Annotated in this window: 12 protein-coding genes and 1 pseudogene; 10 read left to right on the forward strand and 3 right to left on the reverse strand. The window is 64.1% G+C overall.

Translation table 11 applies throughout. The features are described from left to right. Positions 1-120 precede the first annotated feature (120 nt). Positions 121-819, reverse strand: a complete 699-nt coding sequence (locus tag ABIB24_RS25810; RefSeq protein WP_047934682.1) for a pirin family protein — start codon at positions 817-819, stop codon at positions 121-123. Between the two features lie 175 nt (positions 820-994). On the opposite strand from ABIB24_RS25810, the gene ABIB24_RS25815 reads away from it, so the two are divergent. Beyond that, positions 995-3511 (forward strand): UvrD-helicase domain-containing protein, encoded by a 2517-nt coding sequence (locus tag ABIB24_RS25815; RefSeq protein WP_274079504.1) that lies wholly within the window; start codon positions 995-997, stop codon positions 3509-3511. A gap of 7 nt (positions 3512-3518) precedes the next feature. On the opposite strand, the gene ABIB24_RS25820 is transcribed toward ABIB24_RS25815, so the two are convergent. Beyond that, positions 3519-8390 carry an NEL-type E3 ubiquitin ligase domain-containing protein gene (locus ABIB24_RS25820; RefSeq protein ID WP_354317572.1) on the reverse strand — a complete coding sequence of 1624 codons (4872 nt, stop codon included), beginning with the start codon at positions 8388-8390 and terminating at the stop codon, positions 3519-3521. 254 nt (positions 8391-8644) lie between these two features. On the opposite strand from ABIB24_RS25820, the gene ABIB24_RS25825 reads away from it, so the two are divergent. From ABIB24_RS25825 to ABIB24_RS25840, 4 genes and pseudogenes are all read left to right on the forward strand, one after another. After that, the gene (locus tag ABIB24_RS25825; protein ID WP_274120263.1) at positions 8645-9571 is read left to right on the forward strand and encodes an alpha/beta fold hydrolase; all 927 of its coding nucleotides are present in this window, start codon (positions 8645-8647) and stop codon (positions 9569-9571) included. A gap of 356 nt (positions 9572-9927) precedes the next feature. After that, a complete protein-coding gene (locus tag ABIB24_RS25830; RefSeq protein ID WP_354317574.1) occupies positions 9928-10353 on the forward strand; it encodes a VOC family protein in 426 nt (141 codons plus the stop codon). Further along, positions 10350-10586: pseudogene (locus ABIB24_RS25835) on the forward strand (alpha/beta fold hydrolase); the annotation flags it as partial. The gene ABIB24_RS25830 and the pseudogene ABIB24_RS25835, both read left to right, overlap by 4 nt. A gap of 418 nt (positions 10587-11004) precedes the next feature. Beyond that, positions 11005-12681: an MFS transporter gene (locus ABIB24_RS25840; protein WP_274079502.1), complete on the forward strand. Its 1677-nt coding sequence runs from the start codon at positions 11005-11007 to the stop codon at positions 12679-12681. A 112-nt stretch (positions 12682-12793) separates the two neighbouring features. On the opposite strand, the gene ABIB24_RS25845 is transcribed toward ABIB24_RS25840, so the two are convergent. Next, entirely contained in the window at positions 12794-13363 is a 570-nt protein-coding gene (locus ABIB24_RS25845) for a hypothetical protein (protein WP_023662794.1), read from the reverse strand. 111 nt (positions 13364-13474) lie between these two features. Here ABIB24_RS25845 and ABIB24_RS25850 point away from each other — a divergent pair, with 111 nt between their 5' ends. From ABIB24_RS25850 to ABIB24_RS25870, 5 genes are read left to right on the forward strand one after another with little or no spacing between them, the layout of a single operon-like run. Continuing rightward, positions 13475-14152, forward strand: coding sequence for a thermostable hemolysin (locus ABIB24_RS25850; RefSeq protein ID WP_354317577.1), 678 nt, complete (start codon positions 13475-13477; stop codon positions 14150-14152). Next, on the forward strand, positions 14142-15602 hold the full coding sequence (locus ABIB24_RS25855; RefSeq protein ID WP_354317579.1) for an AMP-binding protein: 1461 nt from the start codon (positions 14142-14144) through the stop codon (positions 15600-15602). The genes ABIB24_RS25850 and ABIB24_RS25855 overlap by 11 nt, the downstream gene beginning before the upstream one ends. Positions 15603-15617: 15 nt before the next feature. Then, the gene (locus tag ABIB24_RS25860; protein ID WP_274079499.1) at positions 15618-16298 is read left to right on the forward strand and encodes an iron-containing redox enzyme family protein; all 681 of its coding nucleotides are present in this window, start codon (positions 15618-15620) and stop codon (positions 16296-16298) included. Next, a complete protein-coding gene (locus tag ABIB24_RS25865; RefSeq protein WP_354317582.1) occupies positions 16285-17091 on the forward strand; it encodes an SDR family oxidoreductase in 807 nt (268 codons plus the stop codon). The genes ABIB24_RS25860 and ABIB24_RS25865 overlap by 14 nt, the downstream gene beginning before the upstream one ends. Next, a complete protein-coding gene (locus ABIB24_RS25870) occupies positions 17088-17729 on the forward strand; it encodes a tetratricopeptide repeat protein (RefSeq protein ID WP_025338632.1) in 642 nt (213 codons plus the stop codon). The genes ABIB24_RS25865 and ABIB24_RS25870 overlap by 4 nt, the downstream gene beginning before the upstream one ends. Position 17730: the final 1 nt, after the last annotated feature.

The raw sequence follows: 17730 nt of genomic DNA on the forward strand, positions 1-17730 counted from the left end.
GAAAGGGCCGCAAAGCGGCCCCGGCAATATGTGCTGCGCAGCTGAAATCGAGGGGCTGCTGCGCAGCCCGATCGCGACACAAGGCCGCTCCTACAAAGATCGCGTCGCAAGGCGAAAGCCTCAGGCCACATCCACCAGCACGATCTCGCTGTCCTCGATGGCGGTTACCCGCAGCACCTCCTCCTGCTCGATCGCCACGCCATCGCGCGCCTTGGCACGCAGCCCGTTGACCTCCACCAGCCCCTTGGCCGGCACCAGGTAACCCCGGCGTGCGGCATCGAAGCGGTACTCGGCAGTTTCGCCGGCCCGCAGGGTGGCAGCTACCAGACGCGCATCGGTGCGGATCTGCAGGCTGTCCTCATCGCCCGCACGGCCGCTGGCCAGGGTCACGAAGCCTTCGCCACGCTCACCTTTGGGGAACGGCCGGCTACCCCACTGCGGTGCTTCGCCAGTGCGCTCCGGCACGATCCAGATCTGGAAAATACGCGTGTCGACGTCTTCCAGGTTGTACTCGCTGTGCACGATGCCGGTACCGGCGCTCATCACCTGCACGTCCCCGGCTTCGGTACGGCCTTTGTTACCCAGGCTGTCCTGGTGGCTGATCGCGCCTTCACGCACATAGGTGATGATTTCCATGTCGCGGTGCGGGTGCGGCGGGAAGCCGCTGCCGGCAGCGATCAGGTCGTCGTTCCACACCCGCAGGTTGCCCCAGTGCATGCGCGCCGGGTCGTAGTACTCGGCAAACGAGAAATGATGGTGGGCGTCGAGCCAGCCGTGGTTGGCGTGGCCGAGGCTTTCGAACGGTCGCAGTTGCAGCATGGTCGTGCTCCTTGAATCAGTGGAATGAGGCCATGATGCGTCAAAGAAGCATCGAAAATAAGCGTAAATATCGGCTTAAAAGAATCAGTAAAATAGATTGATTGCGATGGAGTGTTTTATCCGCTTCATCGCCTAATCCACTGATCTGCAAGCATTCGCTGGCGATTTTTTGTCGATGCGGCGAACATGCCCGCTGATTTTGTTTTTCAACGGAGTGACCGTGGCCCACGAGCAACCCCAGGCCCCCGCCGACCTTACCCCTCCTGCCCAGCTGCCCTGGTTTCGCCGCCTGGCGGCCCGCCTGCTGGGGCGTGGCCTGACCCGCCTGCAGGCCCAGCACCGCGACTCCTGGTTCCTCGGCCACGCCAGCGGCCAGCGCAGTGGCCATGCCGATGGCGTGCGTGAAGGGTTCGAGCGCGGGCGGGTGGAAGGTTACGAGGCCGGGCGCCAGGTGCTGGTGATCCGCGATACCCGGCCCGACACCGCGGCGGTGCCAGGCCGGGATGACAACCTGTTCGATGACTGGCGCCTGCCCCTGACTGCCGAGCTGAAAAAGCGCTTCAAGGCCGATGTCGCCCAGCGCCTGCCAGCCGAGGCGCAACCCAGTGCCGCGCAATGGAAGCTGATATTCAGCGACACACCGTCCACCTGCGTGGTGGCAGGGGCCGGGGCGGGCAAGTCCACCTCGCTGGTGCTGCGCATCCTGCTGTTGCGCCACTACCTGGGCTACGAGCTGGATGCGATGACCGTGGTCACCTTCACCCGCGAGTCGCGCAAGGACTTCATCAAGCGCCTGCTGCAGGTGTTCGCTCTGTGGCAGATTAACCTGCAACCGCTGCAGGCTCGCGAGCTGGTGCGCACGTTCCATTCGCGCATCCTGCCGCTGGTGCGCAGCCTGCCGGGCTTTGGCCAGGTGCGCGCGTTCGAAACGCTGGGCAACGAGATGCCGGCCGGGCGTGAGGCCGAGGCCGAGAGCAACCCGTTCGACCTGCGCCTGAACGATGCCCAGCGCCAGCAATTGAACCAGTGCTACAGCACGCTGCTGGGCGAGAGCCCGCGTTTTGCCGAGCTGGTCGGCCTGTTGCGCAGCGAAGTCCTTCAGCTGAAGCCGCTGGACCCGAACAACCCCGATGTGCAGAAGCGCGCCCAGGTAACCCAGCTGGCTGCCCAGCGCGACGAAGAGCTGTGCGACGTGATCGAAGACCTGTGGTTCGCCGCCGGCGCCTGGCCGATCAAAGGCATCGAACCCTGCCGCGAAACCATCCAGATCCGTGGCAGCCGCTTCCATGTGCATGGCCGTCTGGCTGGCCAGGGGCCTTTGCTCGTGCTGGGCTTCGACCCGGCGGAAAGCGCGCAGTACCAGCGCCCCGGCGCCAAGCTGGCAGTGCGCGCCGAGTGGGCGGTCAAGCGCACCCTGTTGCAGGCCTTCTGCGACCAGCCGCTGATCTGGCTCGACAACTACGCCATGGCCCGGCGCCTGGCAGCCTCGCTGGCCGGTGATGCCGTGGCCGGCCCCGGCTTCGAATACAAGGTCAAGGGCGAACTGGCCCCGGCGCCGCTGCTCGATGCCTTTGTCGGTGCGGCGAACTTCATCGAGAACCTCGGCCTGGAAGTGAACACTGCCGTGGCGGCGATGAGCTTCCCGTCCGGCGACAGCGATGCGCTGTTCTTCGAGGCCCTGGCCCTGTACTGGAAGGCCCTGGAGGCCCACCTGCTGGACCAGTCGCCGCCGGTGATGAGCTACAACCGCATGTTCGCCCTGTTCGGCGAGAACAACCCGGAAAACCTGCAACTGCTGCCCGACCCGTTACTGCGGCCGCTGGCGCACCTGATGATCGACGAATTCCAGGATGTGTCACCGCAGATCGTCAGCTGGCTGCGCGCCAGCCTCGCCGAGATCCGTCGTCGCGGCCCGGCGATGCACACCGGGCGCCATGCCCAACATTCGTCGCTGCTGTGCGTGGGCGACGACTGGCAGTCGATCTACGGCTGGCGTGGCAGTTCGCCCAAGTACTTCATGGAATTCACCAAGGCCTTCCCGTCGCCGGCCAACACCCGGGTGATGCTGGTCGACAACTACCGTTGCCAGCAGCAGGTGATCGACGCGGCCGAGTATCTGGTCAAGGGCACCCCGGCGATTGCCGGCAAGAAAGCCAGGGCCAGTGGCCCGGCGGCCGAGTTGCCCGGCTCGCCGGTCAAGGTGTTCGACCGTGACGAGGCAGCCCTGGGTGAAACCCTGATCGAGCACTACCAGCGTGGCGAGACGGTGATGATGCTGTACCGCAAGGGCAGCGACAGGGCGCTGATGAACGAGCACCTGCAGGGCGTGCTGAACGCCGAGGCGGCGTTGCCGGCCGAGCAGCGCCGGCTGCGCCAGTTGACCTACCACAGTGCCAAGGGCTTGCAGGCCGATGCAGTGTTCATGCTGGGCGACTGCCAGTACCTGACCAGTTCGCCCTACAAGAACCAGGTGTATCGCCAGGCCGGGCTGGGCAAGGCCGGTGATGCCCAGCCGTTCGATACCGCGCAGAAGGAAGAGGTGCAGCGCCTGGCCTACGTGGCGGTAACCCGCGCGGTCAGGCACTGCTATTGGCATGTGGAGGCGGCCAACGCAGAGGCGGCGGCAGCGCCGCGTGCGTCGAGCCAGGTGGATGGGCGGCAGGCCTTCTTCGAAGACCTGCGTGGTCATTGATCAGCTTTCAGACATCGAGGATGTCTTCTTGCCGGGTAAGGCTCAGCAACAGCCCGGCTTCCACCTCCTCCTGTGCCTTGGTCAAGGCTTCCATAGCCTTGAAATACGCTTTCCCACTGAGCGGAACCCGACGCAGCGTGCCGTTTTCGTCCAGCGCAAGGGCAGGCATTTCCGGGGCCAATGCCCGTATTATCGACTTGTCCAGGTGCGTGATCGCCTCCTGGCTTTCATCCAGGCAATAAAAGAGGTAATCGAGGCCAGGGCGCCAGAAGTCGGTAATGGCCTCGAACTGACTGGCATATTTGCGCTTGAGGTAATCAACCCAGACCGGCCGTTCGCTTATCCACAGTTGTCGGGCAGTGTTGTCGGCATCGAGTTCGATCACGGCATCGCGCACGTTGTCGATGATCTGCTGGTTGATCTTGGCGAGGTCCCTATAGAGCATGCCGCTGCTGGGTTCTGGAAAATCGAGGTCTTCGCTCAACGACTGGCGCAATGCCAGGCGGACTTCAATATCGTCGACCAGGCCTGTGGTCAGGTCCGCATCGGGGAACGCCGCCGCGACATCCAGTACGTCACGGTCCGGTAACTGACCAGCATGTTCCTGCAGCGCCCGCTTGCGCAAACCGCGTTGCAGGCTGATGCGATCGGCCAGTTCGTTGACTTTCTCGCGACGGTACAGCTTGCGATAAAGGTCGAGTATCGGCTTTGCCGTGTCCTGTGCTTCCCCAGATACCTGGTGGATCAGCAACTCCACTTCCAGGGCGCTGAACGCATCGGCGCCAGCGTCACCGCAAGTGGGCGGGAAGATTTGCGCCACCTCGTTCAAACGCTCGCGCAACACCGTGTCCCCGTGGGCCTGCTCCAACAGTTCCCACACTCGGGCACGCAGGCTTCGCAGATCCCTTCGCGCTTCCACCGAGTCGGTCAGACGCTCCAACACCGCTTGCAGGTCGCCATTGTCGTTCTGATCGAACAGGTCGGACCACACCTGTACCTGATGATCGGTTGCGGAATCGCGCCAGAGCCGTTGCCACTCCTGCCTTTCGGGCGGGTGCTCGAAGATGTTGACGCCTCTTGCGCGCAGTTGCCTGGCCGGCTCGGCTTCCAGATTGTTGTAGTTGAAAAGCCAACGGCGATCGCGCACGCGCGCTGCGACGTCCCGCACATACGGACTGCGCAGGATGTTTACCAGGTCCGGAACATTGGGAATGTGGTTGGACGAGAGGTTCAGGTAACGTAACTGGTACTGTCGCTGGTTCATCAGGGTGCTCAGGCCAGGGGGAAAGGCATGCAGCTGAGTTCTGTCCAGATCCAGGTGCTGCAGCCGCGCCATGTAGCGCACATCAGGCGCGTGTTGCAGCGAGTTGAAGCTCAGGTCCAGTTGCTGCGGATGGATCATGTCCTGGAAGCGTGTGGCGAGGTTTTCATCAAGCGTGATGCGATTTCGACTCAGCTTCAGGATATTAAGCGGCTGATCGCAGAGGAAAGCCAATGTCGCTTGATCCAATGTAAGGTTGTTGCCGGTCAGGTTCAGTTCGCGCAAGCCTGGCATCGCTGCCAGCACTCGTTGTGCGGTGGGTGAGAGGGTAACAACGGTATTGTTGGTCAGGTCCAGTGTTTGCAGCTTGGGCACCGATTCGAGCGCTTCGAACAACGCTTGCGGGTTGATTGTCGCGATGTTGGTCACTCTCAGCACTTGCAGGTTGGGGAAGCATGACAGGAACGCCCTGTCCAGTCGTTGCAGTTGCAGATCGTTCAGCTTGAGTTCACGGATGTAGGGCAGGCTCGCTGTGATCGCTGGCAGCTCGGATATTTGTATCTTCTCCAGAACGAGCGTGCCCAGTTTGGCTGAACCCTCCCGCCGCCAGGCATCTTTGAGGCGTTTGGCGCATTTTTCTCGATCCTGGCGCCTGAAGATGTCGGGGGCGCTCTTGTACCAACCTTCCAGATTGCTATCCAGAGTTTGCCACTCCGTCTCCAGTTGCCGAATTGCCGAGCCCAGGTCACCGGTCCGGCTCAATTCGTCGCTCAGGGCGGTGATCTGTTTGCTATTCAGAGAAGGGAAAAGTCGATTGAGCCGACGTGCCGCGGCGGATGTGCTGATTGCTGCTGCTCCTCGACCACTGAGCGGGTAACCAATTTGCCCATGTGCCAGGCGCATGGGCGAGCGAAAGCCTGGCTTGATTGATTGCTGGCCAAGCAGCACGGCGCAGCCCGATCGGTCGGCGACGGCGCTGGCGAACAGCTCGGCTTCACTCGCCTGCGGCTGTTCGGCTACCAATGCATCGCGCAGCAGTTGGCTGTCGGCATTGGCCAGGTCTGCTCGGTACAGGCCGGTCAAGGCACGATCGAGGCGGGTACGGGCTTGCAGGTAGCGGGCTTCTTCAGCCACGCGCAAGGGCACGCGCCCGTTCTTCAGGCGTTCGCGTTCGGTGCTGTCGGCATGCGCGACGAGTTCTTCCAGGGCATTGTCAGGCAAGCCGGGGAACTGACGGCCCAAGGTCTGTGCTTCGTCGCCAAGCGGTGCGCGATGGCTTTCCAGCATGCTCGCGAAGACTTCGCGACGACGTGCTGTCAGGTGGTCGGCCAGTAGCTCGTTCAGGGCGCCCGGGCGCTGCTCTGCTGGCGTATCGGGTAGCAGCTGCTGTATGACATCTTCATCCATCCCCGCCAGGACAACCTTGCTCAGTTCGCCTTCGTCAAGCTCCCCGCGGCCGATCTCGATCTGCAGCGTGTCGGCTTTTGGCTGTGCACCGAAGTACACTGCTTCCCCCCATTTTTCGGCACCGGTGAAGACCTTCAGCCTGTAGTTCGCGGGCCAGCCAGGCAGCTGTACCAGTTCCGGCAGCGCGAAGTTCATATGCGCAGCCAAAGGCTGGCCATGACGTACCCGGGTGATGATGCCCTCCACGTCGTCAGCCAGTCGCAGGCGCAGCAAGGTATCGGCCAGCAGAGCCGGCGGCCGCGAGCCGGTGACCTGGCTGCGACGCAAGGTGTCTGCGTCGACTTCGGTAATGCGCAAGGCGGCAAGTTGCTCCGATGCATCCAGCCCCTGGCCGAACCGGCCCAGCCCCTCGAGCAGCTGTGCATCATCCCATTCGAGCGGGTTGTCGTGGGCCAACTGCCAACGCTGGTCGCCGAGGTAGCGCAAGGCCGGAGTGTAGGCATCGGGGGCGTCCGGGTGGCGCACATGCCACTGTCCGTCGGTTTCGAATACCTCATACAGTTTGCCTTGAAGCCAAACGTGGGTTTTGCCATCGATGATGTACAGCCCTTGGGCATTTTTCTGCACACCCACCGGCAACGAGCTCGAAGTGCTGTAAGGGCCCATGTCTGGGTGCCAAAGCCGTTCGCGGCCACCTTTCCAGACACTTTCCAGCGCATCGACGAACCCCGATGCCTTGAGCGCTTTGCTGCCGACGGCGAAACCGGCAATCACGGCGGCATTGATGGCCAGCGACTCGAGTTGTTGCAGCGCTTCCTGGGTATCGCCTTCTTCCCAGGCTTCGAACCCGGTGAACACCGAATCCATGAGGTCGTAGGCAAATACCCCAAGCATCGCGGCATCCAGCCCAGGCACGAAGAAGGCGGCCACGTTCAGTACGTTCATGCCTGCGTCCAGCCAGTGCTGCAGCCGTTCCTTGCGTGCCTTGGCGTCGGCATCGGCGGTCGGTACTGCAATTGCTCTGGCAGTTGCCTTGACGCGGCGCTTGTGGTCTCTGTAAAGCACCTGCCAGATAGGAAAGGCCAGGCGCGTTCGTTTGAAGTGCAGCTCAGGCTTGTTCTTGGGTTTGCGTGTGGAGGCGTCGTGCTCGAACAAGGCATTTTCGAGCTTGCGGCTGAGCTCGACCTGGTTGTCCTGGTCAGCGAAGCTGATCAAGTGCTGGCGAAACGTGGTTTGCACCAGGCGTTGACGCATGAGTGAGCCGGCTTTTTGCAAGGAAGCGAACTCCCTCACCGGGTGTTCGGAATCGTGGGGAATGTAGAGCATGCAGGGGTTGGTCTGGTCGGCTTCATCGGGGCCTATCAGCAGTACGCCATGAAGCGGGATGCCGAACAGGCTGAAGCGCCAGCAGCGAAGCTTGTGTTCGCCGTAACGCGGCGTGCTTTCGTTGTCGCATAGCTGTACCAGAGCATTGTGGCCTTTGAGCGTCAACAGGCCCTTGAGGTAGGCGATCATTGCCTCGGTTTTCAGTGCCTGCTGGCTTGCATCGATCCACTGCTGTTCGATCGCGGCCTTTCTGGGGCCTTCATAAATGCCCTGCAGGTGGTCTTGATACTGCTGGCCCAGGTTCAGGCTTCGGCAAAGGTCCACGAACGCTTCGGGCTCGAGCCCGGGAAGTGAGGCGACGTTGTCCGGGCCAAGGGTCAGGGTGTCGAACGGGCCCACTTCGTCGGGCCCTTCGAAATTGTGCAGTGCGGCCTCCAGCAGCGAGCGCTTCTGTGGCGGCCCTTCGGGGCGCTTGATGTACGTATCGTCACCGCCGAGTGAAAAATCGAGGCCTGGGACATTTTCCAGCATGGTGTACACCTTGAACGGCTGGTGCAGGTACTGGGCTTTGTCCACTTCGACATCCGGGCCCAACCGGCCCTCCAGCAAAGGCTTGCAGAATTCGCTGATCTGCCTGAAGTCATCGAGCAAGGCTTGCAGCGCTTTGAACCCGGCATTTCGGGCGCTGATCAGCTGTCGTAAACGCGCCTGGTCTTCATTGCTGGCTGCAGCGTACCAGGCGTAAGGCGAGCCGTTTTCGTCGAGGTAGTCCTTGCGCACGCTCTGCACGATGCGGCGGGTATGGTCGGGGTGCATCGTTCGGCACCAGGTAGGCAGGTTACGGACAATCTGGGCCTGATGGAAAGGCACGGGTGTGCTGGTCATGCTAAATACTCCGTGGTCAATGGAGGCGCCAGTCGACAGGTTTCGCCTCGGCATGCGGTGGTATTTAGTTGAATGCGCAGGTCGGTCCTGTGCACGACAGCGTCGGTAGGGGAGCAGCGCGGGCAGGGCTGTTGGGAGATGGTGGAGCAAGGCATGGGGTAGGCATGTCGTGTGGATGACGCCGGCGTGTGGGATATGGGCCAGCGTCATGTGATGCCTGGCCATGGGCCGGCGCTCTATCAGGGAGAACTACGATGCATTCGCTGTGCAGTCCCAAGGATCACCTGCTGGACCTCGACGGTATTGAAATAGCGGTACGCACCTGGGGGGCGGAGGACGGCATCCCGGTGCTGGCCCTGCATGGCTGGCTGGACAACGCCGCCTCGTTCGAGCGCCTGGCCCCGATGCTCGACGGCTGCTTCGTGGTCGCCCCCGACCTGGTCGGCCACGGCCGCTCGGACCATCGCCGCCACGACAGTGGCTACTACCTGTGGGAACATGCCGAGGACATGCTGGCGGTCGCCGACAGCCTGGGCCTGGCACAATTCCATGTGCTGGCCCATGGCATGGGCACCGGGGTGGCGTCGCTGCTGGCGGCCATGACCAGCGGTATTGCCAGCATGACCTTCCTCGACGGCATGGGCGCACCGTTCACGGTGGCCGAGGACGACCGCGTGCAGCACCTGGCCCGGGCCTACCGGCTCAAGCGCATGGTGCAGCGCAGCCAGTTGCAGGGTTTTGCCGAGCCGGACGTCGGCCGTTTCGAGGACCTGGACACGGCCCTGGCACGACGCCGCGAGCGCCTGGATACCGGGCTGTCGGAAGAGGCGGCACGGCTGCTGGCGCTGCGTGACCTGCTGCAACTGGGCGAGGGCTATTGCTGGCGCCACGACCCACGCCTGGTGCTGCCCGAACCCATGCCGCTGACCGAGCGCGAAGCCTGCGACTTGCTCAGCCAGATCCGTTGCCCGTTGTACCTGCTGTTCGGCCGCCAGGGGGCATTCACTGGTGAAGCCTTTACCCGGCGCCAGGCGGCCTTGCCCAGCCAGGCGAAGATCTCCTGGCATCCGGGCGGGCACCACTTCCACCTGGATGCGCCGGACCGGGCGCTGGTCGATCAACTGCTGCGCATCCTCGCCCGCCATGAAGGGGGTGTGCTGCAACGGTTGGTAAACGAGTAACTGGATATGGTCATGCCATGCGCACGTGGGCTATGGTGGTGAATCTCATCGGGCTTGCGTGATCCCTTGTGGGAGGTTGTCCAGCTCTTTGGGCTGCGCTGTCGCGCAGATAACTGAATTCGCAAGCGATCCTCGTACCCTGTGGGAGCGGCTTTAGCCGCGAAGAATCCAACGCGGTGCATGGCACCGGCTGCGCCGGTGTTCGCGGCTAAAGCCGCTCCCACAGGGTCCCTGCTAATTCAATGCGTTATGTGCAGTTCCATGAGAGCGGGCGAAGCCCGTGCCATTCACCGCAGCGCCTGATTCGCGGGCACGCCCGCTCCCACAGGAATCCAGCGGCCACAAGGAGCCTTGGCATGCGACCATTCGTCATCAAGCACATCGACCACCTCGTCCTGCGGGTCAGCGACCTGGAGCGCAGCGTCGCTTTCTACACCCAACTGCTCGGCTGCTCGGTCAGCCGCGTGCGCGAAGACCTGGGAATGGTCCACCTGGCCACGGGCACGGCGATGATCGACCTGGTGACCCTGGACGGTCCCCTGGGTAAGCCTGGTGGGGCGGCGCCGGGGACCGAGGGGCGCAACCTGCACCATTTCTGCCTGCGCATCGAGCCGTTCGACGAGGCTGCACTTACGGCCTACCTGCAAGCTGCGGGGGTTGAAGTCGAACCTGCCGAAAAACGCTATGGCGCCGAAGGCGAGGGGCTGTCGCTGTACTGCTACGACCCCGATGGCAACCAGGTCGAGCTGAAAGGGCCTGTACCGGCAACGGAGGCTCCATGAGCAACCTGCACACCCGCGAGCACTGGATCGACACCGCCCAAGGCAAGCTCTTCGCCCAGGAATGGGCGCCGCTGCAGGCGCAGGGCGCGCCGATCGTCCTGCTGCACGATTCGCTGGGTTGCGTTGCCTTGTGGCGCGAGTTCCCGGCGCAGCTTGCGCAAACCACCGGGCACCGGGTAATCGCCTACGATCGCCTGGGCTTTGGCCGCTCCGACGCCCACCCCGGCAGCTTGCGCGCCTGCTGCAAGGTTGTGGCCATGTGCCGCATCGGGAGCAGGCCGAGCGGGTACTGGCGGAAGTCCTGCAGTTCTTGCGCTGATCTTTCTCCCCAGGCTGACGCGGTCCCTGTAGGAGCGGCCTTGTGTCGCGAAAGGGCTGCAAAGCAGCCCCGACAATCTGTGCAGGTACGCTGAAATCCTGGGGCTGCTTCGCACCCCATTCGCGACACAAGGCCGCTCCTACACGGATCGCGCAAGGCTCAAGTGGATATCCCGGCAAAGCCTATTATGCTTCAGTTACCTTGCTGCGATCCGAGGCGGCCTGCCTCGTCGTGCTTCGCATATCCAAAGCAAGCCCCCCAGGGCCTGGGTGCGATGGTGAAAATGATATGAGGTGCCCCCGGCCTGCCTGACGACAAGACGGAGGCACCCCATGGCGGTTCTCGACACCACATCCACGGGCAGCGCGCCCCAACGCGGTATCACCCGGGAGGAGCGCAAGGTCATCTTCGCCTCATCCCTGGGCACGGTATTCGAATGGTACGACTTCTACCTGTACGGCTCCCTGGCGGCGATCATCGCCAAGCACTTCTTTGCCGGGGTCAATGAAACCACCTCGTTCATCTTCGCCTTGCTGGCCTTTGCCGCCGGCTTTGCCGTGCGGCCATTCGGCGCCATCGTGTTCGGCCGCCTGGGTGACATGATCGGGCGCAAGTACACCTTCCTCATCACCATCGTCATCATGGGCCTGTCCACCGCTGTGGTGGGCCTGCTACCCAGCTATGCCACGATCGGCGTGGCCGCGCCGATCATCCTCATCAGCCTGCGCCTGCTGCAGGGCCTGGCATTGGGTGGCGAGTACGGCGGCGCGGCCACCTACGTGGCCGAGCATGCACCCAAGGGCCGGCGCGGTTTCTTCACCGCCTGGATCCAGACCACGGCCACCCTGGGGCTGTTCCTCTCGCTGCTGGTGATCATGGCCTGCCGCACGGCCATGGGTAACGAGGTATTCGAGGCCTGGGGGTGGCGGGTGCCGTTCCTGCTGTCGATATTGCTGCTGGCGATTTCGGTGTACATCCGCATGCAGCTCAACGAGTCGCCGGTGTTCATGAAGATGAAGGCCGAGGGCAAGGCGTCCAAGGCGCCACTGACCGAATCGTTCGCCCGCTGGGACAACCTCAAGGTGGTGATCATGTCGCTGCTCGGCGGTACCGCCGGCCAGGCCGTGGTGTGGTACACCGGGCAGTTCTATGCGCTGTTCTTCCTGTTGCAGATGCTCAAGATCGAGCCGCAGACCGCCAACCTGCTGATTGCCGGTTCGCTGCTGATCGGCACACCGTTCTTCATTTTCTTCGGCAGCCTGTCCGACCGCATCGGCCGCAAGAAAATCATCATGGCCGGTTGCATCATCGCCGCGCTGACCTACTTCCCGATCTTCAAGGCACTGACCCAGTACGGTAACCCGGACGTGTTCGTCGCCCAGGAGCAGAACCCGGTAGTGGTGATGGCAGACCCTGCCCAGTGCGCGTTCCAGTTCGACCCGGTGGGCAAGGCCAAATTCACCAGCTCGTGCGATATCGCCAAGAGCCTGCTGGCCAAGCGGGCCATCCCCTATACCAACGAAGCGGCCGAGCCTGGCAACGTGGCGCAGATCCGCATTGGTGAACGGGTGCTGCCAAGCTTTGATGGCAGTGGCCTGGCGGCAGCGGACTTCAAGGCACAGAGCGACGCCTTTACCGCGACCTTGAGCGGAGCGTTGAAGGAAGCCGGCTACCCGGAAAAGGCCGACCCGGCGAAGATCCACTACCCGATGGTGCTGTTGCTGCTGACCATTCTGGTGATCTACGTGACCATGGTCTACGGGCCGATCGCGGCCTGGCTGGTGGAGCTGTTCCCGGCGCGTATCCGCTACACCTCGATGTCGCTGCCTTACCACATCGGCAACGGCTGGTTCGGCGGCTTCCTGCCGACCGTGGCGTTTGCCATGGTGGCGGCGACCGGGGATATCTATTACGGCTTGTGGTACCCGATCGTGATTGCGGTGATGACGGCGGTGCTGGGGATCTTCTTCCTGCCGGAGACCAAGGATCGCGATATCAACCACACTTGAAGGTTGAGGCAGCCTGTACCGGCCTCTTCGCGGGCTTGCCCGCTCCCACAGGGATACCACTGTGCCCTGTGGGAGCGGGTTCACCCGCGAAGAGGGCGGCACAGTCAACCTATCAGTCGAAATAGCCACGCAAGCCAAAGGCATACCCGGTATCCACCCCGGCAGCCTCGCCCCGGCTCCAGCGCTTCTTCAACACGAACTCGAACGCCGGCTCGTACAGCCCGTCCCGCACCAGCGCACCCGCCAGCACCTCCACGTCATACCAGCCATTGTCCAGCTCGATGATCGGCCGCCCCGGCACCTGGTAGCGCGCCATCAGGTCACCCAGTGTCTTGGGCGTGAAGTGCTGCAGGATGCGCCAGGTGTACAGCATCAGCGCACCGTGCTCGACCTGCAGCACATAGCCATTGCGGCGGTGCTTGAGGCGGCTGCCGGGTTCGCGCAGGGCAGGGGTGTGGTTGTCCAGGGTGAACAGGATGCGGTAGGGCAGGTTATCGACCCCGGCCAATGGCAGCACGATCCCTTCGCGCACGGCCTGGTCGCCGCTGTCGCCGTGGGTGAACGCATGGGCCAGGTCGTCGGGCAATTCATGTTGTTGCTTGAAGCGCTCGAGCAGCTGGATATCGCCGAGCAGAAAGTAGTCGACCAGGTCGTTGAGCACTTCGCTGAATTCGTGGCGCATCTGTTTTCCTTGTTGGTGCGCATGGGGGCAATGGCAAATGTAGCACTTCAGATTGGCTTCAGATTGCCCCCTGATACTGCCCCCGAGACCTGACTTGAAAGGGGGACAGCCATGACCCAGGCAGACAGCGCCAGCCTGTTTCCACTGGCTATCGGCAGCCACGGCGATCGCCTTGCCCACATGACACTGAAACACCCGGGGGAGCCGGGGCGCGACGAGCTGGAACAGTTCATTCACGCCCGCTTTGCCTGCGCGCACCACGCCGACGTGCAGCACTACCTGCCCGAACTGCTCGGCCTGCATGACAGCCACGGGCGCCTGATGGCCGCCGCCGGCATACGCCTGGCCAGCAGTGGCCCGACCTTCATCGAGCGTTACCTGGATGAACCGCTGGAAGTGGCCGTGACCCGGCTGTCGGCCAGCCCGGTCAGCCGTGCGCAGTTGGTCGAAGTGGGCAACCTGGCCGCGCTCAGCGCCGGCAGCGCGCGGATCATGATCATTGCCGTGACCTGGTTGCTGGCCGCCCGCGGCTTGCAGTGGGTGGCCTTCACCGGTGCCGCGACCCTGGTCAACAGCTTTCATCGCCTGGGCCTGGTGCCCACGGCGCTGGCCGTGGCCGACCCTGGCCGGCTGAACGGCGATGCCGACAGTTGGGGCAGTTACTACGCGCAGCACCCGCAAGTGTTCGTCGGCAACATCGGCTACGGCCATGCAGCCCTGGCCCGCGGCGGCGTTTTCGAGCGGCTGGGCTTGCCCGCGAGCGTGCAGGAGGCCGGCCATGCCGCGTGAATGCCAGCTGTTCAGGGAAGTGTTGCAATTGCACGCCCGTCACCGAGGGGCGCAACCGGCGTTGCTGGGCCTTGGCGGGCCGTTCACCTATCAACAATTGCTGGATGAGGTCGAGCAACGCCAGGCCTGGTTGAGCGCGCAGCCATCGGGCACCTTCGCCCTGGCCCTGGAAAACGGCCCCGAGGCGCTGTTCTGGGACCTGGCAGCGCTGTTCGCGGCGCGCCCCATCGTCATCCTGCCGGCGTTCTTCAGCAGCGCCCAACGCCGCCACTGCCTGGCACAGAGCGGGGCGGTGCTGGCGCTGGCCGACGAGGCCTTCGCTGACGACCTGCACGCCAGCGGCTTCATTGCCGGTGAGCGCTTCTGGAGCCGGCAGCCGCCAGCGGCCGTACCCTTGCCACCGGGTACCGCGAAGATTACTTACACCTCCGGTAGCACCGGTGCACCCAAGGGCGTATGCCTGAGCGCCGATGCCATGCTGCGGGTAGCGCGTGAACTGGAGGCCGCCAGCCAGCCCACGGCGCCAGGCAAGTACCTGGCGGTATTGCCCCTGGCGGTGCTGCTGGAGAACCTGGGCCTGTACGCGGCCCTGCTGGCCGGGGCGAGCATTGCCCTGTACCCGCAGGCGCAACTGGGCTTTCGCGGTGCCAGCCAGGTCGACTTCAAGCAATTGCTGGGCACCATCTCCTTGAGTGGGGCCGAAAGCCTGATCCTGGTGCCGCAACTGCTGCTCGGGCTGGTCACTGCCATCGAGCGCGGCCTGATGCGGGTCGGCCCGTTGCGCTTCGTGGCGGTGGGCGGCGCGCGGGTGGCGCCGAGCCTGCTGGCCCGGGCCGAGGGCGTCGGGCTGCCGGTGTTCGAGGGCTATGGCTTGTCCGAATGCGCCTCGGTGGTATGCCTCAATCGCCCCGGGGCGCACCGCCCGGGCAGTGTCGGGCGGCCGCTGCCGCATGTGCAGGTGCGCATTGCCGAAGACGGCGAAGTGCAGGTGGCCGGTTCGGCGTTGCTCGGCTACCTGGGCGAGCCACCGTTCAGCGAGCCGTGGTTGCCGACCGGTGACCTGGGCCACTTCGACAGCGACGGCTTCCTGTACCTGGCCGGGCGCAAGAAGCACCAGTACAGCACCAGCTTCGGGCGCAACGTCAACCCCGAGTGGGTCGAGGCCGAACTGACCCAGGGCGGGGTGATCGCCCAGGCATTCGTCCACGGCGAAGGCCTGGCACACAACTTGGCGCTGATCTGGCCGCTGGACCCGCAGGCTGACGACCACACCCTCGAACAGGCCATTCGTCAGGCCAATGCCGGCCTGCCGGACTATGCCCGGGTGCATGCCTGGCGGCGCCTGCCCGAACCCTTGAGTGCCGCCGGGCAAACCCTTGCCGCCAACGGCCGGCCACGCCGCGAACAGATCCTGCGGTGTTACCAGTCCTTGTTATCCGACCTTCAATGACCCACGAGGTTTGCCATGCTTTTCTTCGATACGCTGCAGCAGGAAACCGCCGACGAGCGTACGGCATTGTTCAGCGTCCCGGTCATCCGCGACGCGCTGGCCGGCAAGGCCAGCCTCGAGGCCTATGTGGCCTTTCTGACCCAGGCTTACCACCACGTGCGGCACACCGTACCCTTGATGATGGCCTGCGGGGCCCGTTTGCCCGCGCGGCTGGAGTGGCTGCGCGGCGCAGTGTGCGAGTACATCGAGGAGGAGTACGGCCATGAGCGCTGGATTCTCGATGACATCGCCGCCTGCGGTGGCGACCCCCAACAGGTGGCGGGCGGCCGCCCGGCATTGCCTATCGAGCTGATGGTGGCCTTTCTCTACGACCAGATTGCCCGTGGCAACCCGGTCGGGCTGTTCGGCATGGTCAACGTGCTCGAAGGCACCAGCATTGCCCTGGCCACCCAGGCTGCCGGTACCCTGCAGGGCAGCCTCGGCCTGCCGGACCAGGCGTTCAGCTACCTGAGTTCCCACGGCGCCCTGGACCAGGACCACATGGCCACCTACCGTGGCCTGATGAACCGCCTGGACCAGCCCGAGGACCAGCAGGCGGTAATCCACGCTGCCAAAGTGGTGTACCGCCTGTACACCGCCATGTTCGAAGGGCTGCCGCGTACCGCGCAGCAGGAGGTACAGCATGCGCTTGCCTGATTGCGTGGCGGTGCTCACCGGCGCCAGCGGTGGCATCGGCCTGGAGCTGGCAGACCAGCTTTGCAGCGCCGGGGCCCGCGTACTGGCGGTCAGCCGGCAGCAGGGCAAGCTGGCCGAACTGATGGTGCGCTACCCCGGGCAACTGCGTTGGCAGCAGGCCGACCTGCGCTGCGCCGAAGGCCGCCGTGACGTGCTGGAGGCGGCGCGGGCGATGGGCAGTTGCAACCTGTTGATCAACGCCGCCGGGGTCAACCGCTTCGCCTTGCTCGAACAGATGGACGAGGCCGCCCTGGACGAGTTGTTCGACCTCAACATCAAGGCCGCCGTGCAGCTCACCCGCCTGTGCCTGCCGCTGCTGCGCGCGCAGCCCAGTGCGCTGGTGGTGAACGTGGGGTCGATCTACGGCTCGATCGGCTACCCCGGCTATGCCACCTACTGCGCCAGCAAGTTTGCCTTGCGCGGGTTCTCCGAGGCATTGCGCCGCGAGCTTGCCGACACCTCGGTGAACGTGCTGTATGCCGCACCGCGCACCACCCGCACGACGATGAACAGCAGCGCCGCGCAGGCCCTGAACCAGGCGTTGAAGGTAGGCGTCGATGACCCGCAGGATGTCGCCCGGGCAGTGCTCGACGCGGTGCAGGCTGAGCGCAGCGAACTGTACCTGGGCTGGCCGGAAAAGCTGTTCGTGCGCCTTAACGGCATGCTGCCGGGCGTGGTCGACCGCGCCCTGCGCAAGCAACTGCCGCTGATCCGCCGCTACAGCACCTGGCACAGCAAGGAGTCGAGCAAATGAAACGACTGATACTGGCCGGCCTGCTGGCCATCGCCCCGTTCACCTGGGCCCTCGACCAGAACGGTACCCAGCAACTCAATGCCATCCAGCAGCGCTGGGCGGTTATTCGCTACAACCTGCCCGAAGCCCAGCGTGCCGGGGCGTTCGAGGCCCTGGCGGTACAGTCGGCGGCGTTGGTGCGCCAGCACCCGGGCTCGGCCGAGCCACTGATCTGGGACGGCATCGTCAACAGCAGCTGGGCCGGTGCCACCGGCGGGTTGGGTGCGTTGGGCAAGGTCAAGGCCGCCCGCGCCAGCCTGGAAAAGGCCCTGGCCATGGACCCCAAGGCCCTGCAGGGCTCGGCCTACACCAGCCTGGGCGCGCTGTACGACCAAGTGCCCGGCTGGCCGCTGAGCTTCGGCGACCAGGCCAAGGCCGAGGCCATGCTGCGCCAGGCACTGGCGATCAACCCCGACGGTATCGACAGCAACTACTTCTGGGCTGACCACCTGTACCGGCAGAACCGCTACGACGAAGCCCGCGCTGCCCTGCAAAAGGCGTTGCAGGCACCGCCCCGGCCCGGGCGGGAGCTGGCCGACCAGGGCCGGCGTGGTGAAATCGATGCTTTACTCAAAGCGATCAAGGACAAACAGGATTAAG

The organism is Pseudomonas sp. UYEF17, from assembly GCF_040546125.1.
GTDB lineage: Bacteria > Pseudomonadota > Gammaproteobacteria > Pseudomonadales > Pseudomonadaceae > Aquipseudomonas > Aquipseudomonas putida_Z.